18 protein-coding genes are annotated in these 19,983 nt (G+C 71.4%); 9 read left to right on the forward strand and 9 right to left on the reverse strand.

What is annotated here, in order from left to right; genetic code table 11:
• Window positions 1-14: 14 nt before the first annotated feature.
• Window positions 15-1,151, reverse strand: coding sequence for a nicotinate-nucleotide--dimethylbenzimidazole phosphoribosyltransferase (gene cobT, locus ACIREE_RS15525; RefSeq protein WP_404151314.1), 1,137 nt, complete (start codon window positions 1,149-1,151; stop codon window positions 15-17).
• A 293-nt stretch (window positions 1,152-1,444) separates the two neighbouring features.
• On the opposite strand from cobT, the gene ACIREE_RS15530 reads away from it, so the two are divergent.
• The gene (locus ACIREE_RS15530; RefSeq protein ID WP_404151316.1) at window positions 1,445-2,515 is read left to right on the forward strand and encodes a class I SAM-dependent methyltransferase; all 1,071 of its coding nucleotides are present in this window, start codon (window positions 1,445-1,447) and stop codon (window positions 2,513-2,515) included.
• 19 nt (window positions 2,516-2,534) lie between these two features.
• Here the strand turns inward: ACIREE_RS15530 and ACIREE_RS15535 are convergent, their stop codons facing one another.
• Entirely contained in the window at window positions 2,535-3,740 is a 1,206-nt protein-coding gene (locus tag ACIREE_RS15535; RefSeq protein ID WP_404151318.1) for a bifunctional adenosylcobinamide kinase/adenosylcobinamide-phosphate guanylyltransferase, read from the reverse strand.
• A gap of 109 nt (window positions 3,741-3,849) precedes the next feature.
• Here ACIREE_RS15535 and ACIREE_RS15540 point away from each other — a divergent pair, with 109 nt between their 5' ends.
• Complete coding sequence (locus ACIREE_RS15540; RefSeq protein ID WP_404151320.1) at window positions 3,850-4,083, forward strand: hypothetical protein; 234 nt, start codon at window positions 3,850-3,852, stop codon at window positions 4,081-4,083.
• 85 nt (window positions 4,084-4,168) lie between these two features.
• Here the strand turns inward: ACIREE_RS15540 and ACIREE_RS15545 are convergent, their stop codons facing one another.
• The 3 genes from ACIREE_RS15545 to ACIREE_RS15555 form a co-directional block, all read right to left on the reverse strand.
• Window positions 4,169-5,236 (reverse strand): S1C family serine protease, encoded by a 1,068-nt coding sequence (locus ACIREE_RS15545; RefSeq protein ID WP_404151322.1) that lies wholly within the window; start codon window positions 5,234-5,236, stop codon window positions 4,169-4,171.
• Window positions 5,237-5,313: 77 nt separating this feature from the next.
• Window positions 5,314-6,021 (reverse strand): class I SAM-dependent methyltransferase, encoded by a 708-nt coding sequence (locus ACIREE_RS15550; RefSeq protein WP_404151324.1) that lies wholly within the window; start codon window positions 6,019-6,021, stop codon window positions 5,314-5,316.
• An 83-nt stretch (window positions 6,022-6,104) separates the two neighbouring features.
• Window positions 6,105-6,734 (reverse strand): DUF3043 domain-containing protein, encoded by a 630-nt coding sequence (locus tag ACIREE_RS15555; RefSeq protein ID WP_404152290.1) that lies wholly within the window; start codon window positions 6,732-6,734, stop codon window positions 6,105-6,107.
• Window positions 6,735-6,991: 257 nt separating this feature from the next.
• Between ACIREE_RS15555 and ACIREE_RS15560 the strand changes: the two genes are divergently transcribed.
• The 5 genes from ACIREE_RS15560 to ACIREE_RS15580 all read left to right on the forward strand — a co-directional run bounded on the left by ACIREE_RS15560 (window position 6,992) and on the right by ACIREE_RS15580 (window position 13,383).
• Window positions 6,992-7,789 carry a PspA/IM30 family protein gene (locus ACIREE_RS15560; RefSeq protein WP_404151326.1) on the forward strand — a complete coding sequence of 266 codons (798 nt, stop codon included), beginning with the start codon at window positions 6,992-6,994 and terminating at the stop codon, window positions 7,787-7,789.
• 41 nt (window positions 7,790-7,830) lie between these two features.
• Complete coding sequence (locus tag ACIREE_RS15565) at window positions 7,831-8,109, forward strand: hypothetical protein (RefSeq protein WP_404151328.1); 279 nt, start codon at window positions 7,831-7,833, stop codon at window positions 8,107-8,109.
• Window positions 8,110-8,147: 38 nt separating this feature from the next.
• Window positions 8,148-9,377, forward strand: a complete 1,230-nt coding sequence (locus ACIREE_RS15570; RefSeq protein WP_404151330.1) for a sensor histidine kinase — start codon at window positions 8,148-8,150, stop codon at window positions 9,375-9,377.
• Window positions 9,374-10,081 (forward strand): response regulator, encoded by a 708-nt coding sequence (locus ACIREE_RS15575; protein ID WP_404151332.1) that lies wholly within the window; start codon window positions 9,374-9,376, stop codon window positions 10,079-10,081. Before ACIREE_RS15570 ends, ACIREE_RS15575 begins: the two co-directional genes overlap by 4 nt.
• Before the next feature lie 164 nt (window positions 10,082-10,245).
• Window positions 10,246-13,383 carry an efflux RND transporter permease subunit gene (locus tag ACIREE_RS15580; protein WP_404151334.1) on the forward strand — a complete coding sequence of 1,046 codons (3,138 nt, stop codon included), beginning with the start codon at window positions 10,246-10,248 and terminating at the stop codon, window positions 13,381-13,383.
• Window positions 13,384-13,557: 174 nt separating this feature from the next.
• Here ACIREE_RS15580 and nadA read toward each other — a convergent pair whose 3' ends face one another.
• Window positions 13,558-14,754, reverse strand: a complete 1,197-nt coding sequence (gene nadA, locus ACIREE_RS15585) for a quinolinate synthase NadA (protein WP_404151336.1) — start codon at window positions 14,752-14,754, stop codon at window positions 13,558-13,560.
• A gap of 268 nt (window positions 14,755-15,022) precedes the next feature.
• On the opposite strand from nadA, the gene ACIREE_RS15590 reads away from it, so the two are divergent.
• Entirely contained in the window at window positions 15,023-15,379 is a 357-nt protein-coding gene (locus ACIREE_RS15590) for an iron-sulfur cluster assembly accessory protein (RefSeq protein WP_363191223.1), read from the forward strand.
• A gap of 76 nt (window positions 15,380-15,455) precedes the next feature.
• Here ACIREE_RS15590 and ACIREE_RS15595 read toward each other — a convergent pair whose 3' ends face one another.
• A complete protein-coding gene (locus ACIREE_RS15595) occupies window positions 15,456-16,979 on the reverse strand; it encodes a hypothetical protein (protein WP_404151338.1) in 1,524 nt (507 codons plus the stop codon).
• Window positions 16,980-17,090: 111 nt separating this feature from the next.
• Window positions 17,091-17,300, reverse strand: a complete 210-nt coding sequence (locus ACIREE_RS15600) for a hypothetical protein (protein WP_404151340.1) — start codon at window positions 17,298-17,300, stop codon at window positions 17,091-17,093.
• A gap of 133 nt (window positions 17,301-17,433) precedes the next feature.
• Between ACIREE_RS15600 and ACIREE_RS15605 the strand changes: the two genes are divergently transcribed.
• Entirely contained in the window at window positions 17,434-18,408 is a 975-nt protein-coding gene (locus ACIREE_RS15605) for a carbohydrate kinase family protein (RefSeq protein ID WP_404151342.1), read from the forward strand.
• A gap of 156 nt (window positions 18,409-18,564) precedes the next feature.
• On the opposite strand, the gene ACIREE_RS15610 is transcribed toward ACIREE_RS15605, so the two are convergent.
• Window positions 18,565-19,941: a cysteine desulfurase/sulfurtransferase TusA family protein gene (locus tag ACIREE_RS15610; RefSeq protein WP_404151344.1), complete on the reverse strand. Its 1,377-nt coding sequence runs from the start codon at window positions 19,939-19,941 to the stop codon at window positions 18,565-18,567.
• Window positions 19,942-19,983 lie beyond the last annotated feature (42 nt).

A 19,983-nucleotide genomic window follows, 5' to 3' on the forward strand; every position in this document is an offset into this window, starting at 1 on the left:
CGGCGCGGCGGTCTCTACTCCGTCACGCCGCCGCTCTTGCTGTCGCTGCCCTCGTCGCCGTCGCCGTCGCCGTCTCTGTCAATGTCACTGCTGTCGTCCTTCGGCTGTGCCGCCTCGGGAAGCTCCGCGGCCAGGGACGCGGCGGCCTGCACCATCGGCAGCGCGAGCAGCCCGCCCGTGCCGCCACCCACCTGCACGCCCTGGTCGAGCAGCGGCTCCATGGCCATCCGGTCCAGCGCCTTGGCCTGCGCGGGTTCGCCGCTGACGTGCGCGGCCAGCCACCAGTCCGGCGCGCGGAACGCGACCCGCTGTGCGACCAGCGCGCAGGCCGCCGACACGACGCCGTCCAGGATCACCGGCGTACGGCGTACCGCGGACTGGAGCAGGAACCCGGTCGCGGCCGCGAGATCCGCGCCGCCCACCGTGGCGAGGAGCTGCAACTGGTCGCCCAGGACCGGCCGGGCCCGGCGCAGCGCGTCCCGCACCGCCGCACACTTGCGCATCCAGGCCAGGTCGTCGATGGGGTCGCCGCCGCGCCCGGTGACGACGGAGGCGTCCGTACCGCACAGCGCCGCGATGAGGGTGGCCGCCGCCGTGGTGCCGCCCACGCTGAGGTCGCCGAGCACCACCAGGTCCGTACCCGAGTCGGCCTCCTCGTCGGCGATCGCCATACCGGCGCGGAACGCCGCCTCGGCCTCCTGCGGTGTCAGCGCGTCCTCGATGTCGATGCGCCCCGAGCCGCGCCGCACCCGGTGGCCCGCGACATCCCCCGGCACCTCGTCCGGCTCGCAGTCCAGCGCCATGTCGACGACCCGGACGCCGACGCCGAGCCGGCGGGCGAGCACCGCGCCGGTGCTCGCGCCCTCGGCGGCCTCGCGGACCAGCGCGGCCGCGGAGCCCGCGGCCCGCTTCGACACACCGAGCTCGGCGACACCGTGGTCGCCGGCGAAAAGGATCACGCGCGGCCGCGCGACCGGCCGCACGGGCACGGACCCCTGGGCGGCGGAGAGCCACTCGCCCAGTTCGTCGAGGCGGCCGAGGGCGCCGGGCGGCACGGCGAGCCGGGCCCTGCGCTCCTCGGCGTCGCGGCGGGTCCCGCCGTCGGGGCGCTCGATCAGGTCGGTGAAGTCGTCGAGATTAAGCGAGCTCATTCGTCGAACAGTACCGGCCGCGACGACGGCCGGCCCCTGCCGTCCCGTCCGTCACTACGGCCCCGCCCGGACCGCTTTCTGACGCTCCGTTACGCCATGCGGTGCACCGACTCCGGAGCGTCATGGCGAGGGCGCCGATGGTCCCTTGTATTCGTGTTTGTATCGGATTGTCGTACTCATTCGGATGGTCGTTCAACGGTGATCGCGGCGGTCGCGGCGGGGAGTTGTCGGTGCCCGGTGCTGCCCGCGCCCAGCACCGAACCTCCCACGCGGTACCAGGAGTTGACGAAGAAATGTCCCCGAAGGACCAGGCCGTGGCCGATCGGCGCCCCGGCTACCTCACCGAACTCGCCCGCGGCACCGAGCGCTTCCACGAGCCCCGTCGCCGCGACTGCCCCTGGTGCGGCTCCACGAGGCTGCGCACCCGGCTGCGCACTACCGACCTGCTCCAGCACAAGCCGGGCACCTTCACCATCGACCAGTGCCGGTCCTGCGCCCACTCGTTCCAGAACCCGCGGCTCACCCCCGAGGGCCTGGACTTCTACTACCGCGACTTCTACGACGGGCTCTGCGCCGACCAGGCCGAGAAGATCTTCGGCCCGCAGAGCTCCACCAAGCGCTATCTGCGGGCCGCCCGCGCCCTGAGCGCGTTCATCGAGCCGGAGAGCTGGCTGGACGTCGGCACCGGCCGGGCGCACTTCCCCGCGGTCGCCAAGGAGGTGCTGCCCTACACGGCGTTCGACGGCCTCGACATCGGCCCGGGCGTCGAGGAGGGCCGCAGACGGGGCCGCGTCGAGGAGGCCCACCGCGGCACGCTGCCGGACCTGGCCACCGAACTGGCCGGCCGCTACGACGCGATGAGCATGTTCCACCACCTGGAGCACTCCGTCGATCCGCGCGAGGAACTGAAGGCGGCCCACCGCGTCCTGCGCCCCGGCGGCCACCTGATGATCGAGGTCCCCGACCCGGAGAGCCGTTACGCGAAGCTGCTCGGCAAGTGGTGGGTCTCGTACTTCCAGCCGCAGCACCTGCATCTCATCCCGCTGGCCAACCTGCGCACCGAGCTGACGGCGCTCGGCTACACGGTCGTCGCCGTCGACCGCCGCGAACCGCACCTCCCGCTGGACCTGTCGGCCGCCTGCGCCCTGCTCCTCGGCCACTGCCTGCCCGACGCCGACGACCCGTGGCGCACCAAGGCCCCGGGCCGCGTCCGGCGCAGGCTGCGCCAGGCGCTGATGTACCTGGCGGCCCCCGCCTTCGTCGCGTGCTACGCCGCCGACCAAGTGCTGGCCCCGCTGCTCAGCCGCACCCGCTTCTCCAACGCGTACCGGGTCATCGCGCGCCGCAACCCGGACGCCTCCTGAACCCCCCGCCGCCCCGCCGTCAGCCGCGCAGCGCGAGCGCCTGTCCGGCGACGACGAGCAGCACCTGCTCGCACTCGCCCGCGAACGCGGCGTTCAGCCGGCCGAGTTCGTCGCGGTAGCGGCGCCCGGACGCGGTGGCGGGCACGATCCCGGAGCCGACCTCGTTCGAGACGGCGACGAGGACCCGCCGGGTGTGCCGGGCGCCGTCGACGAGCTCGGCCACCTTCGCGCGCAGCGCCTTCTCGCCCCCGCCGGCCCACTCGGCGTCGTCCCATGCCCCCACCTCGTCCATCGCGTACGTCAGCCAGAGCGACAGGCAGTCGACGAGCAGCGGAGCCGGGTCCGTCCCGTCGGCCAGCAGCGGCAGAAGATCGCAGGTCTCGGCCGTGCGCCACGACCCGGGCCGCCGCTCGCGGTGCGCGGAGACCCGGTGCGCCCACTCCGAGTCCCCGCCGCGCGTCCCGCCGGTGGCCACGTACAGCACATCGGGGAAGGCCTCCAGGCGCCGCTCCGCCTCCACGGACTTCCCGGACCGCGCCCCGCCGAGCACCAGCGTCCTGCGCGGTACATCGGGCACGTCCTCGTACACCCCCACGGTCAGGGTGGTCCCGTCCGGCACGGCCCGCGCGCCCGCGGCCGCAAGGCGTCGGGCCAGCTCGGGGCCCGGCGGCACGTCGTGGTCCAGGTGCACGGCCACCACGTCGGTGGTCGGCCCGACCGCGCCCACGGACCGCAGCCGCGCCAGCGCGTCGGGCCGCCCGATGACGTCCAGGACGACCATCTCGTACGGCGCCCGCACGCCTTCGAGCCCCGCGGGCGCGGCACCCGGCGGCAGATACAGCAGCCGCCCGCCCTCGGGCCCCGTCACCTCGTACCCGGTGCCCGGCGCGTCCAGGGCCAGCGCCCGCACCCGGTGCCCGGTGAGCAGCGCGAGCTCCCGCCCGTCCGGCACCCGCCCCGGCCGCGGCAGCCCGGCCGGCACCTCCACCGCGGGCCCGTCGTGCGGATGCGAGAGCAGCACCTGCCGTACGCCGCCGAGACTGTGCCCCGCGCGGGCGGCGGCGAACGCGGCGCCCGGCGTCAGGTCGAGCAGTACGGTCCCGTCGATCAGCAGGGCCGTCGCGGCGCGGGCGTCCGGGCCGAGAGCGGTCGCGCAGGCCGCGCAGGGGCAGTCGGGGCGGGGCAGCCCTTCGGGGGCGCCGGTTCCGAGCAGAGTCAGTTCCACGGGAAGATCCTCCCGCGCCACCGCGAGAGCCGCGCGCCCGGCTAGGCTTTCCAGAGACATGCAGGTTCCAGAGACATGCAGGACATCCGGTACCGGGAGGCTGACTGACATGGCGGCATGGACGTGGCGGTTCGAGAAGTCCGACGGGACAGAGGTGTCTCCGGCGGTGCAGCCGGAGGAGTTCACGACGCAGGGCGACGCCGAGTCCTGGATCGGCGAGCAGTGGAAGGAACTGGTGGAGGGCGGCGCGGACCAGGTCACCCTGTCCGAGGACAGCACGGTGATCTACGGCCCGATGAGCCTGCACGCGGAAGACGCAGCAGACACGGCCGCGGAGAGCTGACGCGCATTCAGGGCGGGAGCGGGTCGGGCGGGGGCGGGGGAGACCCCGCCGCCTGTTCCGGCCGGCCTCGGATCGTGCGCGGGCCTCAGATCTTGCCGAGCGTGACGTCCGCCTGCTTGCGCGTCCCGTCCCGGGTGTACGTCACCGACACCTTGTCGCCCGGCTTTTTCGCGGCCAGCGCCTCGGACAGCGACTGCATCGTCGACACGTCGGTGGAGCCGAACCGGGTGATGATGTCCCCGGCCTCGATCCCCGCCTCTTTCGCGCCGCCGCCGTCCGTCACGGAGACCACGGCGACCCCGGCCGACCGGTAGCCGTCGTCGAGCACCGTGCGCCCCGTGATGCCGAGCGCGGCCCGCCCCGAGTCCGTCACCTTGCCGTCCTTGATCACCTGGTCGGCGACGGTCGTGGCCATGGACGCGGGAATGGCGAAGCCGATGCCGGGCGCCGCGCTGTTGCCCAGGCCGGGGTCGGTCGCCGCGAGTGTCGGGATGCCGATGACCTGACCGTCCAGGTTCACCAGCGCGCCACCGCTGTTGCCCGGGTTGATCGCGGCGGACGTCTGCACCATGTTGGCGATGGTGGCCCCGGTGCCGCCGCCGGACCGGCCCTCGCTCACGGTCCTGCCGGTCGCCGAGACGATGCCCTGGGTGACGCTGGAGGAGAGCCCGAGCGGCGACCCCATCGCCAGCGTGATCTGCCCGACCTCCACCTTCGAGGAGTCCCCGAACTTCGCGGCCCTCAGCCCGTCCGGCACCTTGTCCAGCTTGATGACGGCGAGGTCCTGCTCCGGATACGCGTAGACGAGTTTCGCCGTGAGTTCGTCCGTGCTGTTGGACGTGGTGACCTTGAACGTCTTCTCGTCGCCGACCACGTGCGCGTTCGTCACGATGCGCCCCTGATCGTCGTAGACGACCCCGGAGCCGAGATCGGAGGAGGCCTGGATCTGGACGACCGACGGCAGGACTTCCTTGATCACCTTCTGGTAGTCGTCCTGAAGGCTGTCGGCCGCCGCGGGCGCGGCCTGCGTAGTGGTGTCGGGCGGACCGGACGCACCGGAGCCCGAGCAGCCGGATACGAGCGCCGCGGCACACAGCGCGGCGGCCGGGAAGACAAAGGGGGTGCGGCGAACACGCGGGGAGGAGACATTCATGCCCGGATTGTCACGTTCGCGCAGGACGGTCGCCCGCCCTGCGCCGCCGAACAGGCGTCAGCCGCGCACTCCGCACATCAGCCGCGCACTCCGCACAGGTGCATCAACGCCGCCACCCGCCGGTACGGCTCGGTACGCCCGGCCCGCTCCTCCGCGGCGAGCAGCGTCTGCAGCTCCCCACGCTCCGGCGGCTCGGTTCCGTCACCCGCCTGGTCCGTGAAGACCCGCACCCCGTACCAGGCGTGCAGCGGCGCGCCGATCCCGGCGAGCGTCGCCGTCAGGGTGTCGAGGCGGTCCGCCCGTACATCGAGCCCGAGGCGGTTGTGGTACTTCGTCGAGTCGAAGGCGCCGAGCGCGGTGACCCAGTCGCCGGCCAGACCGGGCCGCATGGCGAGCGCGTCCGCGTTCCGTACGAGCAGCGAGAGCAGGCCGCCCGGGGCCAGCATCCGCGCCAGGCCCGCGAGCAGCGCGTCCGGGTCCTCGACGTACATCAGGACGCCGTGGCACAGCACGACGTCGAAACTGCCGGGCAGGAAGTGGACCCCGGTGTCCCGGCCGTCGCCCTCGACGACCCGCACCCGCTCGCGTACTCCCTCGGGCTCCGCGGCCAGCGCCTGCCGGGCCGCGGAAACCATGCCCGGGTCCTGCTCGACGCCGGTCACCTTGTGCCCGGCGCGGGCAAGGCGCAGCGCCTGCGTGCCCTGGCCCATGCCCACGTCGAGCACCCGCAGCCGCTGCCCGACGGGAAACCGCCCGGCTATCTGCTCGTCGAGCTGCCGGGCCACCAGCTCCTGCCGGACGACGTTGCGAACGCCGTCCAGCTTCGCCAGCCAGGCTCTCGGCGCGTCGCCGGCGAAGGCCTCGGTGCTCAGGGCCGCTCCCCGCGCTTGACCTGCGGCTTGGGCAGACGAAGGCGCTTCATCTGGAGCGTGCGCATCAGGGCGTACGCGACGGCACCCTTGCGGCGCTCGTTCGGGAACTTCTCCGCCAGCAGCTTCTTCAGGCGGAAGGCGGTGATGACCGAGTCGATCACGATCGCCACGATCACGAACAGCCACAGCAGCAGCGCGATGTTCTGCAGCGAGCCGACGCGGACCATGCTCAGGACGAGGATGATCACCGCCATCGGCAGGAAGTACTCGGCGATGCAGAAACGCGAGTCGACGAAGTCGCGCGCGTACTTGCGCACGGGGCCCTTGTCGCGGGCCGGCAGATAACGCTCGTCACCGTTGGCCAGCGCGGTGCGCTGGCGCTCCATCGCGGTGCGGCGCTCGTCGCGCTGCCGGGAGCGGGCCTCCTTCGGCGACATCTTGGTGTTGGCCACGCTGCGGCGCTGCGACTGAGCCGCGCTGCGCTTGGGCGTGGGGCGGCCCTTGGGCGCCTGCGGGTCACGGGTCTGCGTGGAGGAGGAGGTCACCGGGGCCTTGGCGGCGGGGGCCTTGTCATCCTTGGATCGGCTACGGAACACAAAAGCCAAGGGTACGCGGTGGTCGTGCATGGACCACAGGCCCGTGGGGAACGATCCGGCAACACCGCGCGTCCATAGGGGCACATCCAGGGGCACATCCATCGGTGCACATAGGGGCACACCTACTCCTTACGCCGGAGCGGAGCCGGACGCAGTCGTCCTTGGGGATGAGCGCATCCGCACCTGAACAGTGCGGTAATAGATGCAGGACCCGTACTGTGGATTCTGTCGCAGTGCTGGAGCTTGAACGGCCGGTCGGAACTGTCAGAAGGGGGCGCGCGAAGCCCATGAGCGGTGTCATGAAGCGTATGGGGATGATCTTCCGCGCGAAGGCGAACAAGGCCCTTGACCGGGCCGAGGACCCGCGCGAGACCCTTGATTACTCGTACCAGAAGCAGCTGGAGCTCCTGCAGAAGGTGCGCCGCGGCGTCGCCGACGTGGCGACGAGCCGCAAGCGCCTGGAACTGCAGCTGAACCAGTTGCAGGGCCAGTCCTCGAAGCTGGAGGACCAGGGCCGCAAGGCGCTCGCGCTCGGCCGTGAGGACCTGGCCCGTGAGGCGCTCTCGCGCCGCGCGGCACTCCAGCAGCAGGTCACGGACCTGGAGACGCAGCACCAGACGTTGCAGGGCGAGGAGGAGAAGCTCACCCTCGCGGCGCAGCGGCTGCAGGCCAAGGTGGACGCCTTCCGTACGAAGAAGGAGACCATCAAGGCGACCTACACCGCGGCGCAGGCGCAGACCCGGATCGGCGAGGCGTTCTCCGGCATCTCCGAGGAGATGGGCGACGTCGGCATGGCGATCCAGCGGGCCGAGGACAAGACGGCCCAGCTGCAGGCGCGGGCCGGCGCCATCGACGAGCTGCTCGCGTCCGGCGCCCTCGACGACTCCTCCGGCCTCGCCAAGGACGACATCCAGAGCGAGCTCGATCGCCTCTCCGGTGGTACGGATGTAGAGCTGGAGCTGCAGCGCATGAAGGCCGAGCTGGCCGGAGGCTCCTCGTCGTCGCAGCAGGCGATCGAGGGCGGCGCCGGACAGGGTCAGCAGCCGCAGCAGCCGCAGGACACTCCGCGCTTCGACAAGCAGTAGCTTCGACGAGCAGTAGCAGCCACAGCCCCGAGGAGGGCGTCATGATCGTACGGATCATGGGGGAGGGCCAGGTGAAGCTGGCCGACAGCCACTTCACCGAGCTCAACACGCTGGACGACGAACTGCTCGGCGAGATGGAGAGCGGCGACGAAGCGGGCTTCCGTCGCACGCTCGCCGCACTCCTCGACGCCGTCCGCCACCTCGGCGAGCCGCTCCCCGACGACGCCCTGGAGCCCTCGGAACTGATCCTCCCCGCGCCGGACGCGACCCTGGAAGAGGTGCGCTCCATGCTCGGCGACGACGGCCTCATCCCGGGCTGATCAGCACCGCGGCGAAGGGGGCGGCTACGGTGAGCCCGGTGACCCCCCTCGTACGGTGGGCCAGGGCGCACCCCCTGGCCCTGGACGCCATCGTCGCCCTCGGCGTCCTCATCGCCATGGTCGCCGGCTCCTTCGTCGACCCGCACGGCCCCGACGGCGCGTACATCTGGGGCGCCCACGCGCCGGACGGCCTCAGCCTCCTCCTGATGGTGCTCGGCGCCGCCGCGCTGATCTTCCGGCGGATCGCCCCCATGTACGTACTGGGCGCGACCTCGGCCGTCTCCATCGTCGAACTCGTCACCGGCGAACCCCGCGCCCCCGTCGTGATGTCCGCCGTCATCGCGCTCTTCACCGTCGCCGCCCGCACCGACCGCCCCACCACCTGGCGCGTGGGCCTCGCCACCATGGCCGTGCTCACCGGCATCGCCATGTTCGTCGGCCCGCTGCCCTGGTACGCCCAGGAGAACCTCGGCATCTTCGCGTGGACCGGCATGGCCGCGGCCGCCGGGGACGCGGTCCGCTCCCGGCGTGCCTTCGTCGACGCCATCAGGGAGCGCGCCGAGCGGGCCGAGCGCACGCGCGAGGAAGAGGCCAGGCGGCGCGTCGCCGAGGAGCGGCTGCGCATCGCCCGCGATCTGCACGACGTCGTCGCCCACCACATCGCGCTCGTCAACGTCCAGGCCGGGGTCGCCGCGCACGTCATGGACAAGCGGCCCGACCAGGCCAAGGAAGCGCTCTCGCACGTCCGCGAGGCCAGCCGCTCCGCGCTCAACGAACTCCGCGCCACCGTCGGCCTGTTGCGCCAGACCGGCGACCCCGAGGCCCCGACGGAACCGGCCCCCGGGCTGGTCCGCCTCGACGACCTCGTCGCCACGTTCCGGCACGCGGGCCTGCCCGTCGAGGTGGCCCGCACCGAGTCGGCCCCGGCGCTGCCCGCCGCCGTCGACCTGGCCGCCTTCCGCGTCGTGCAGGAAGCGCTCACGAACGTACAGAAGCACGCGGGCCCCGACGCGAAGGCCGAGGTCAGCGTCGTACGCGTAGGGCGCGACGTGGAGGTCACGATCCTCGACAACGGACCCGGCGCCACCCCCACTCCCCCCGACCGGCTCGACGAGAACGGCGGCCACGGCCTGCTCGGCATGCGCGAGCGGGTCACCGCACTCGGCGGCACCCTCACCGCGGGACCGCGCTACGGCGGCGGTTTCCGCGTCCATGCGATCCTTCCGGTCGACGCCCGCACCACCACCTCAGGGGATGCCACACCATGACGACCGGCACCATCAGCACGATCAGGGTGCTCCTCGCCGACGACCAGGCCCTGCTGCGCAGCGCCTTCCGTGTGCTGGTCGACTCCGAGTCCGACATGCAGGTGGTGGGGGAGGCGTCCGACGGCGCGGAGGCGGTCCGCCTCGCCCGCTCCGAGCGGCCCGACGTCGTCCTCATGGACATCCGGATGCCCGGCACCGACGGCCTCGCCGCGACCCGTGAGATCAGCGCCGACCCCGAACTCGCCCACGTACGCGTCGTGATGCTCACGACGTTCGAGGTCGACGAGTACGTGGTGCAGTCGCTGCGGGCCGGCGCCTCCGGCTTCCTCGGCAAGGGCGCCGAACCCGAGGAACTCCTCGGCGCCGTGCGCATCGCGGCCGCGGGGGACGCCCTGCTCTCGCCCGTCGCGACCAAGGGCCTGATCGCCAAGTTCCTCGCGCAGGGCGACGGTTCGGACGACGCGGCGCGCGTCGGCGGCGGCCACGCGGAGCGGCTCGCCGCGCTCACAGGACGCGAGCGCGAGGTCCTGGTCCAGGTCGCAGGCGGCCTCTCGAACGACGAGATCGCCGAGCGCCTGGAGGTCAGCCCGCTCACCGTGAAGACCCACGTGAACCGCGCCATGGCCAAGCTCGGCGCCCGCGACCGCGCCCAACTCGTCGTCATCGCCTACGAATCGGGCCTGGTCCGTCCAAGGGTGGAGTGATCCCACCGCCGTACGTACTACGGCCGCAGTAGGCGCCGTATAAGAACGGGACCTGGGAGCGACGCATTCGACGGGTCCCGTGGGCGAGGGTGTGAGCGGGCCCCTGCGCATGTCCGCGTCATGGGCCGTCAACCACCGCTAGACGCCCTGGAGAACCCCAGCCCATGTCCTGGCTGTCGAAATTCAGCCTCGCTCAGCGCGCCCTGATCGGGCTGGTGTCGATCATCGCCATCGCCTTCGGCGCCATCGCGATACCCCAGCTCAAGCAGCAGCTGCTGCCCACCATCGAACTGCCCATGGTCTCCGTCCTGGCCCCGTACCAGGGCGCGTCCCCCGACGTGGTGGAGAAGCAGGTCGTCGAGCCGCTGGAGAACTCCATCGACGCCGTCGACGGGATCTCCGGCATCACCTCCACGGCCTCCGAGGGCAACGCGGTGGTGATGGCCCAGTTCGACTTCGGCAACGGCAGCGACTCCAAGCAGCTCGTCGCCGACGTCCAGCAGGCCGTCAACCGGGCCCGCGCCCAACTGCCCGACGACGTCGACCCGCAGGTCGTCGCGGGCTCCACCGACGACATCCCGACCGTCGTGCTCGCCGTGACGTCCGACAAGGACCAGCAGGCGCTCGCCGACCAGCTCGACAAGACCGTCGTCCCGTCCCTCAAGGACATCGACGGCGTCGGCCAGGTCAGCGTCGACGGCGTCCGCGACCTCCAGGTCGACGTCACGCCCGACGACAAGAAGATGGCCGCGGCCGGTGTCGGCGTCCAGACGCTGAGTCAGTCCCTGCAGGCCGGCGGCGCCACGCTGCCCGCGGGCTCCTTCGCCGAGGACGGCAAGAACCGTACGGTCCAGGTCGGTGGCGGCTTCACCTCGGTCCGCCAGATCGAGGACCTGATGGTCACCGGCCAGGGCGTCAAGAAGCCCGTGCGGCTCGGCGCGATCGCCGAGGTGAAGCAGCGGCCCGCGACGGCCGACTCCATCACCCGCACCGACGGACGGCCCAGCCTCGCGGTCGCGGTCACCATGGACCACGACGGCTCCGCGGTCTCCATCTCGAACGCGGTCAAGGACAAGCTGCCCGACCTGCGCAAGGACCTCGGCTCCGGCGCGAAGCTGACGGTCGTCAGCGACCAGGGCCCGGCCGTCTCGAAGTCCATCTCGGGGCTGACCACGGAGGGCGCGCTCGGCCTGCTCTTCGCGGTCATCGTGATCCTGGTCTTCCTGGCGTCGCTGCGCTCGACCCTCGTCACCGCGGTCTCGATCCCGCTGTCCGTGGTCCTCGCGCTGATCGTCCTGTGGATCGGCGACCTGTCGCTCAACATGCTCACGCTCGGCGCGCTGACCATCGCGATCGGCCGCGTCGTGGACGACTCGATCGTCGTCCTGGAGAACATCAAGCGCCATCTCGGCTACGGCGAGGAACGCCACGAGGCGATCCTCAAGGCGGTCCGCGAGGTCGCCGGGGCGGTCACCTCCTCCACCCTCACCACGGTGGCGGTCTTCCTCCCGATCGGCCTCGTCGGCGGCATGGTGGGCGAGCTGTTCGGCTCGTTCTCGATCACCGTGACAGCCGCGCTCATCGCCTCCCTCCTCGTCTCGCTCACGGTCGTCCCGGTCCTCTCCTTCTGGTTCCTGCGGGCGCCCAAGGGGATCCAGGGCATCGACCCGGAGGAGGCGCGCCGCAAGGCCGAGGAGAAGGAGGCCCGTTCCTGGCTGCAGCGGATCTACGTTCCCGTACTGCGCTTCGCGACGCGCCGCCGCCTCACGAGCCTGGCCATCGCGGTGGTCGTCCTCGTCGGCACGTTCGGCATGGCGCCGCTGCTCAAGACCAACTTCTTCGACCAGGGCGAGCAGGAAGTCCTGTCCATCAAGCAGGAGTTGAAGCCCGGCACCAGCCTGGCCGCCACCGACGCCTCCGCGCGCAAGGTCGAGAAGGTGCTCCAGGGCATCGACGAGGTCAAGGACTACCAGGTCACCATCGGCTCGTCCGGCTTCATGGCGGCCTTCGGCGGCGGCACCGACACCAACCAGGCCTCGTACCAGGTGACGCTGAAGGACAAGGCGTCCTACGAGGACACGCAGGACCGCATCGAGCGCGAGCTCGACAAGCTGTCCGACGCCGGCACGACGACGATCTCGGCCGGTGACGGCTTCGGCAGCCAGGACCTCAGCGTGGTCGTGAAGGCCGCCGACGGCGATGTGCTGAACAAGGCCTCGGAGCAGGTCCAGAAGGCAGTCGCCGGGCTCGACGACGTCACGGACGTCACCAGCGACCTGTCGCAGTCGGTGCCGCGGATCTCGGTCAGGGCCAATTCCAAGGCGGCCGCGGCCGGGTTCGACGACACCACGCTGGGGGCCGCCGTCGCCCAGGCGGTGCGCGGCACCACCAGCGGCAAGGCGATCCTCGACGACACCGAGCGCGATGTCGTCGTGATGCCCGCCGAGCCGGCCACGACCATGGACGGCCTGAAGAAGCTGCCGATGGGTCCGGGCGGCGTGAAGCTCGGCGACATCGCCACGGTGCGGCTGGTCGACGGTCCGGTCTCGATGACCCGGATCGACGGCGCCCGCGCGGCCACCATCACGGCCAAGCCGACCGGTGACAACACGGGTGCGGTCAGCACCGACCTCCAGTCGAAGATCGACAAGCTGGATCTGCCGGCCGGCGCCACGGCCACGATCGGCGGTGTCACCTCCGACCAGGACAGCGCGTTCAAGAACCTGGCCCTGGCGATGCTCGCGGCCATCGCGATCGTCTTCATCCTCCTGGTGGCGACGTTCCGCTCGCTGGCCCAGCCGCTGATCCTGCTGGTCTCGATCCCGTTCGCGGCGACCGGCGCGATCGGACTGCTCGTCATCACGGGCACCGCGATGGGTGTCCCCGCGATGATCGGCATGCTGATGCTCATCGGCATCGTCGTGACGAACGCGATCGTCCTGATCGACCTGATCAACCAGTACCGCGCGCAGGGGTTCGGCGTGGTCGAGGCCGTGGTCGAGGGCGGTCGCCACCGTCTCCGGCCGATCCTCATGACGGCCCTGGCCACGATCTTCGCCCTGCTCCCGATGGCGCTCGGCGTCACCGGCGAGGGCGGCTTCATCGCGCAGCCGCTCGCGGTGGTCGTGATCGGCGGCCTGATCACGTCGACGCTGCTCACGCTGCTCCTGGTGCCCACGCTCTACGCGATGCTGGAGCTCCGCAAGGAGCGGCGGGCCGCCAAGCGCGCGGCGAAGCGGGAGCGCAAGGCCGGGGTTCCGGCCCAGTCCGTCTCCCAGGAGTCGGAGCCGGCCGGGGTCTGACGCCCCCCCGCCTTGGGCGATCTGCCGCCATGGGCGGCGGGTGGGCAAGGCGGCACCCCAGCGCGGGGCGAGCGCTTGATCAGGCGCTCGCCCCGGTGCCGGGCGGGTTGAGGTACGTCGCGGCCCGCGGCCCGGTGGTCCTGCGGCGCGCAGTTCCCCGCGCCCCTTACGGGGCTACGGAAGAGCCAGCATGCGCTCAAGCGCCAGCTTGGCGAACTGTTCCGTCTCGCGGTCGACCTCGATACGGTTCACGAGCTTGCCGTCCGCCAACGACTCCAGGGTCCAGACCAGGTGCGGAAGGTCGATCCGGTTCATGGTCGAGCAGAAGCACACCGTCTTGTCGAGGAAGACGATCTCCTTGCCCTCCGGCGCGAACCGGTTGGCGAGACGCCGTACGAGGTTCAGCTCGGTGCCGATGGCCCACTTGGACCCGGCGGGCGCGGCCTCCAGCGCCTTGATGATGTACTCGGTCGACCCGACCTGGTCCGCTGCGGCGACGACCTCGTGCTTGCACTCGGGGTGCACGAGCACGTTCACGCCGGGTATGCGCTCGCGCACGTCGTTCACCGACTCCAGCGAGAACCGCCCGTGCACCGAGCAGTGCCCGCGCCACAGGATCATCTTGGCGGCGCGCAGTTCCTCGACGGTCAGGCCGCCGTTCGGCTTGTGCGGGTTGTAGAGCACGCAGTCGTCGAGCGACAGGCCCAGATCGCGCACCGCGGTGTTGCGGCCCAGGTGCTGGTCGGGCAGGAAGAGCACCTTGTCGCCCTGCTCGAACGCCCAGTTCAGGGCCCGCTCGGCATTGGACGACGTGCAGATCGTGCCGCCGTGCTTGCCCGTGAACGCCTTGATGTCCGCGGACGAGTTCATGTACGAGACGGGGACCACGGACTCGGCGATCCCGGCGTCGGTCAGCACGTCCCAGCACTCCGCGACCTGCTCCGCGGTGGCCATGTCGGCCATCGAGCAGCCCGCGGCCAGGTCCGGCAGTACGACCTTCTGCTCGTCCCCGGTCAGGATGTCGGCGGACTCGGCCATGAAGTGCACACCGCAGAAGACGATGTACTCGGCCTCGGGCCGCGCGGCGGCGTCCCGTGCCAGCTTGAAGGAGTCGCCGGTGACGTCCGCGAACTGGATGACCTCGTCGCGCTGGTAGTGGTGCCCGAGCACGAACACCTTGTCGCCGAGCTTCTCCTTGGCCGCGCGAGCGCGCTCCACCAGGTCCGGGTCGGAGGGGGAGGGCAGGTCGCCGGGGCACTCGACACCGCGCTCGCTCGCGGCGTCGGCTTCCCGGCCGAGCAGCAGCAGCGCCAGCGGCGTAGGTGAAACGTCCAGGTCAACGGGTGCCTGAGGGGTCTGGGCCGTGGTCACGTCACGCACCCTTTCTTGTCAGCTTCTTGCCAGCAGAGCGACTTCTCGTCGAATTGACGTTATCTATCATAGCCGCTTCATGTCAGTTTGACGACGTGGATGTCGTCGATGTGACGCAATCCGCCCCGGCCACCCCGTGCCCTGTTCGCCCCGGGTGTGCGAGCATGAAAGAGAAGCGCGAAACGCCCCGACGATCCGGAATGGATCCGGGCCTTTGCCGGTTGCAATGGTCGGCAAGCAGTCTCCGTACAACCCGGGAGAGATGTAGATGTCCGTATCGGACGAGACCACCACCGTCAGCGACGGCATCATCCTGAGCGACGACGCCGCGGCCAAGGTCAAGGCGCTGCTCGAGCAGGAAGGCCGCGAGGACCTGGCTCTGCGGGTGGCCGTTCAGCCCGGCGGCTGCTCCGGCCTGCGTTACCAGCTCTTCTTCGACGAGCGCTCGCTCGACGGTGACGTCGTCAAGGACTTCGGTGGCGTCAAGGTCGTCACCGACCGCATGTCCGCCCCGTACCTGGGCGGCGCGTCCATCGACTTCGTCGACACCATCGAGAAGCAGGGCTTCACGATCGACAACCCGAACGCCACGGGCTCCTGCGCCTGCGGCGACTCGTTCAGCTAAACAGCGCGAACGAAGGGCGGCCACCCCTCCAGGGGTGGCCGCCCTTCGTCGTGCCGGTCCGTGTCGGTTGCGGGTCTCAGTCCCGCGGCGCCGGAGCGGCCCCGCCCGGCCCGTTCTTCTGCGCGGGCGGCACGGCGGAGCCGTCCGTCCCCACGACCTTGCGGTCACCCAGCGACGAGTCCAGCGTGACGGGCAGCGTGTAGAACTTCGCCAGCTGGATGCAGACCGTGCCCTTCTTCTCGGTGGACGCCACCCGCACGGTGACCTGCCCCCCGGACTCGTCCGCGGACGCCGCGTACTTCGCGCACACGCCCCCGGAGAAGTGCAGCGTCAGTGTCCGCCCGTCGGCGCCGTATCCCTCGACCGGCACATTGCGCTTGTCCGCCCCGGCCCCCGTCGACGCCGAGGCCGACGCGGATGCCGAGGGAGACGTCGAACTCCCCGGCGCCACCAGGAACTTCGGCTCCACCGCGGGATGCGTCACGGTGAACTCCTGCCCGGCCCCGCCCGGCTTCACCCGGAACAGCCACGACGGCACCAACGCCTGCTGCCCCTCCACGAAGTGGGCGGCGAGCCCGAACGTGGCCTCCCTGACGGCGACCGTCGCGGACGCGGGCGGCCGAGGCGACGACGGCGTACACCCGGCGCCCTGCTTGGTGCCCTGCTCCGCGCCCTGCTTCGCGTCCGGGGTGCCCGAGCCCAGCGGTTCCGCGCTCGCGCACCCGCCGACCGACCCGCGATCACCCGCGGCCGTACTGTTCAGCCGCCCGATCGTCTCCTTCGCCCCGATCGTCGGATACGTGTCACTCTTGACCGGCGACTTCAACTGGCCGCTGCCGCCCACCACTTGACCGTCCGAGCCGATCTGGATCCCGGTCGACCAGCCGTACGTCGGCAGCCCGCCCACCGTCGGGTCGGCGTTCACCACCCGGATGGCGCCCATGAGCTGCGTCGCGTCCAGCTTGGCGTCGTCCTGGCCGAGGGCCTTGAGGACCGGCGCCGCGGTCTTCTTCGCGACGGCCTCGCTCACCGCGTCCTTTCCGCTGCCGTCGCCCGCCGGGTCCGCGCACTTCGTCCCGCTGCCGCACTTGGCGCCGGCCGACGGCGCGTACCGGGCGTACGTCCAGGTCCCCGGCGTCTTCCGGTTCACCTGGAGCGAGGGCCCCGAACCGTCCTTGGCCGGGCCCAACCGCCAGGCGCCGTCCTTCAGTTGTGGCGTGCCGCCGACGTCGAGAACTTTGCCGAGCGTGGCCACCTCGGCGGCGGTCACCTCGCCTTCCGCCCGGTAGACGGGAGCCTCGCCCGGACCGTCCGGCAGAGCACCGGAGGCCCGATAGCGCGTGCCGTTCGGGTCGGGCTCACCCGGCGCGATCCCGTTCGTCGTGCCAGGACTGCCGCCCTGCGCGTACCCGTCCAGGGCGAGCGGCGGGGGAGTGCCGTCGCCGCTGGGCCCACCGGCGCGGTCCTCGCCGCCCCCCGACGCATTCGTCGCGAGGTACGCTCCACCGCCACCGGCGAGCAGCACAGCCGCCGCGACCGAGGCGACGGCCAGCGTGCGCCGCCGCCGGCGCTGATCCTGTGTCTGCTCTTCGGTGCTCACCGCATCGCTCCTTCGCTGCCGCGTCGTATCCCGCATCCCCTCTATGAGGGACAACTACAGGGACAGCGATGGGACGTGACGAGGGGGCGTGCGGTTCCCTTCCGGGCGCCGTCAGTCGCCGAAATCTGCCATGGCGTCGATGAGCCGGGCGGACGCGGCGGGCACGACGACGCCGTGGATGCCGGATGCATCGGCCACGGACACCGGCCTGTCCAACTCCCAGGGTGCGCGCGGCAGCACCCAGTGCGGAACCATCCGGGCACAGTCGCCGCGCAGCGCGGCGAGTCCGTCCTGAACCATGAAGGACACGTCGTACGTCATGGCCGCACCGTAGGCACGACAGGTCGTACGAAAAAAGCCCTACTATCGGGTAGTTTTCGCACTTCAGAGCAGGCCGTCCGACCCGATAGCGTGAACTGTCAATCCCTTTCCCCTCAGGAAGCGTGACCTCGCCGTGCGAATCGCAGTCACCGGATCCATCGCCACCGACCACCTGATGACCTTCCCCGGCCGTTTCGCCGACCAACTCGTCGCCGACCAGTTGCACACGGTCTCCCTCTCCTTCCTCGTCGACAATCTCGACGTCCGCCGGGGCGGCGTCGGCGCCAACATCGCCTTCGGCATGGGACAGCTCGGCACCGGCCCCGTCCTGGTGGGCGCGGCCGGCTCCGACTTCGACGAGTACCGGGCCTGGCTGGACCGCCACGGCGTGGACACCGCCTCGGTCCGTATCTCCGAGACCCTGCACACGGCCCGCTTCGTGTGCACCACGGACGCCGACCACAACCAGATCGGCTCCTTCTACACGGGCGCGATGAGCGAGGCCCGTCTCATCGAGCTGAAGACCGTCGCCGACCGCGTGGGCGGCCTCGACCTGGTGCTCATCGGCGCGGACGACCCGGAAGGGATGAAGCGCCACACCGAGGAGTGCCGCTCCCGGAACATTCCCTTCGCGGCCGACTTCTCGCAGCAGATCGCGCGCATGGACGGCGACGAGATCCGCCTCCTGCTCGACGGCGCCACCTACCTCTTCTCCAACGAGTACGAGAAGGGCCTCATCGAGTCGAAGACCGGCTGGACCGAGGCCGAGATCCTCGCCAAGGTCGGCCACCGCGTCACCACCCTCGGCGCGCGCGGCGTGCGAATCGAGCGGGTCGGCGAGGACCCGATCGAGGTCGGCTGCCCGGAGGAGCACGCCAAGGTCGACCCGACCGGCGTCGGCGACGCGTTCCGCGCCGGTTTCCTCTCGGGGCTGGTCTGGGGCGTCTCCCACGAGCGCGCCGCCCAGGTCGGCTGCATGCTCGCGACCCTGGTCATCGAGACTCTCGGCACCCAGGAGTACGAGTTGAAGCGTGCGCCGTTCATGGACCGCTTCCGCAAGGAGTACGGCGACGAGGCCGCGGTCGAGGTCGAGTCCTACCTCGGCTGAGAGAGCCCCGTAAGGGGCGCGGGGAACTGCGCGCTCAGCCACAACGAAGCCGCGGTCGCGTCTGCTCGGTACATGAGCAGACGCGACCGCGGCTTTTCGTCGGTCGGTCGCGCCCCCGCGGCGGAGCCGCATACCGACACAGCCCCGCGTCCCTCATTAGCCCCTCCGCACCTCATAAGCGACGGCCCCGTCAGGCCTGGGCGAGGAACCCACGTACTCGTGCCCCTGCGTAAAACACCACGCCGGGATATCGACGGCGGCTACCTCGTCATCGGCGACGACCGTGACCGTGCCGCCGACCCGGACGCGGCCGATCGCGCGGGCCAGCTCGATGACCGGCTGCGGGCAGGTCATGCCGACCGCGTCGACGGTCACCGCCTCGGCGTCCCCGTCCCCGCCCACCACGGGTGCTCCGAGTTTCTCCCGCACCCCTCGCACGAGGCCCGGCAACACCTCCAGGAACCGTTCGACCTCCGCCTCCGGAACCCCGAGCGGCAGCGACACCCGTACGTTGCCCTCGCTCACCACCCCCATGGCGCGCAGCACATGGCTGGGCGTCAGCGTGCTGCTGGTGCACGACGACCCGGACGACACCGAGAAACCGGCCCGGTCCAACTCGTGCAGCACCGTCTCCCCGTCGACGTAGAGGCAGGAGAACGTCATGAGGTGCGGCAGCCGTCGCACCGGGTCCCCGACGACCTCCACATCCGGCACGAGCTCGGGCACCCGGGCCCGGAGCCGTTCGGTCAGCGCGCGCAGCCGCGCCGACTCCTCGGCCGCCTCGGCACGTACGGCCCGCAGCGAAGCGGCGGCGGCCACCACGCCCGGGATGTTCTCGAACCCGGCGGCCCGCCCGGACTCCCGCTCGTCCGCGGGCCCTTGCGGGGCGAACCGCACGCCTTTCCGTACGGCGAGCACCCCGACCCCGGCCGGGCCGCCCCACTTATGGGCGCTCCCGGCCAGCAGTGACCAGCCGCCCTCGACCGGCCCCCAGGCGAGCGACTGCGCCGCGTCCACGAACAGCGGCACCCCCTCGGCCCGGCACGCCTCGGCCACCTCGGCGACCGGCTGGACCGTCCCGACCTCATGGTTGGCCGACTGCAGACAGGCCAGAGCGGTATCGGGCCGCACGGCATCGGCGTACGACGAAACGGACACGGCGCCCTCCCGCCCCACGCCCACCTCGGTCACCGCGCCGCCGCTGCCGGCCAGGGCCGCCGCCGAATGGAGTACCGCCGAGTGCTCCACCGCCGACACCACCAAGTGGCGCCCGACACGCCGACGTCCCGCGAGTGCGCCGGCGATTCCCTCGTGCACGGCCCGCGTCCCCGACGAGGTGAACACGAGCTCGTCGGGCCGGCATCCCACCGCCTCCGCGGCCGCCTCGCGCGCGGCGTCAAGGAGAAGCCGCGCTTTTCGTCCTTCCCGGTAGAGCCGGGACGGATCGGCCCACCCGTCGTCAAGGGACGCCTGCAGCGCCTGCCGGGCAACGGGATGAAGGGGAGCGGACGACGCCACATCGAAGTAAGCCACGCCTCAACGCTAAAGCGCCCCATCTGGAGCGCCCCCGAAGGG

The organism is Streptomyces sp. NPDC102467 (assembly GCF_044765445.1).
GTDB lineage: Bacteria > Actinomycetota > Actinomycetes > Streptomycetales > Streptomycetaceae > Streptomyces.

What these genes read in the sequence shown, in the direction of transcription:
- cobT (WP_404151314.1), bottom strand. Translation starts at nt 1,151, where the DNA reads ATGAGCTCGCTTAATCTCGACGACTTCACCGACCTGATCGAGCGCCCC.
- ACIREE_RS15530 (WP_404151316.1), top strand. Translation starts at nt 1,445, where the DNA reads ATGTCCCCGAAGGACCAGGCCGTGGCCGATCGGCGCCCCGGCTACCTC.
- ACIREE_RS15540 (WP_404151320.1), top strand. Translation starts at nt 3,850, where the DNA reads ATGGCGGCATGGACGTGGCGGTTCGAGAAGTCCGACGGGACAGAGGTG.
- ACIREE_RS15545 (WP_404151322.1), bottom strand. Translation starts at nt 5,236, where the DNA reads ATGAATGTCTCCTCCCCGCGTGTTCGCCGCACCCCCTTTGTCTTCCCG.
- ACIREE_RS15555 (WP_404152290.1), bottom strand. Translation starts at nt 6,734, where the DNA reads ATGCACGACCACCGCGTACCCTTGGCTTTTGTGTTCCGTAGCCGATCC.
- ACIREE_RS15560 (WP_404151326.1), top strand. Translation starts at nt 6,992, where the DNA reads ATGAGCGGTGTCATGAAGCGTATGGGGATGATCTTCCGCGCGAAGGCG.
- ACIREE_RS15565 (WP_404151328.1), top strand. Translation starts at nt 7,831, where the DNA reads ATGATCGTACGGATCATGGGGGAGGGCCAGGTGAAGCTGGCCGACAGC.
- ACIREE_RS15575 (WP_404151332.1), top strand. Translation starts at nt 9,374, where the DNA reads ATGACGACCGGCACCATCAGCACGATCAGGGTGCTCCTCGCCGACGAC.
- ACIREE_RS15580 (WP_404151334.1), top strand. Translation starts at nt 10,246, where the DNA reads ATGTCCTGGCTGTCGAAATTCAGCCTCGCTCAGCGCGCCCTGATCGGG.
- ACIREE_RS15590 (WP_363191223.1), top strand. Translation starts at nt 15,023, where the DNA reads ATGTCCGTATCGGACGAGACCACCACCGTCAGCGACGGCATCATCCTG.
- ACIREE_RS15600 (WP_404151340.1), bottom strand. Translation starts at nt 17,300, where the DNA reads ATGACGTACGACGTGTCCTTCATGGTTCAGGACGGACTCGCCGCGCTG.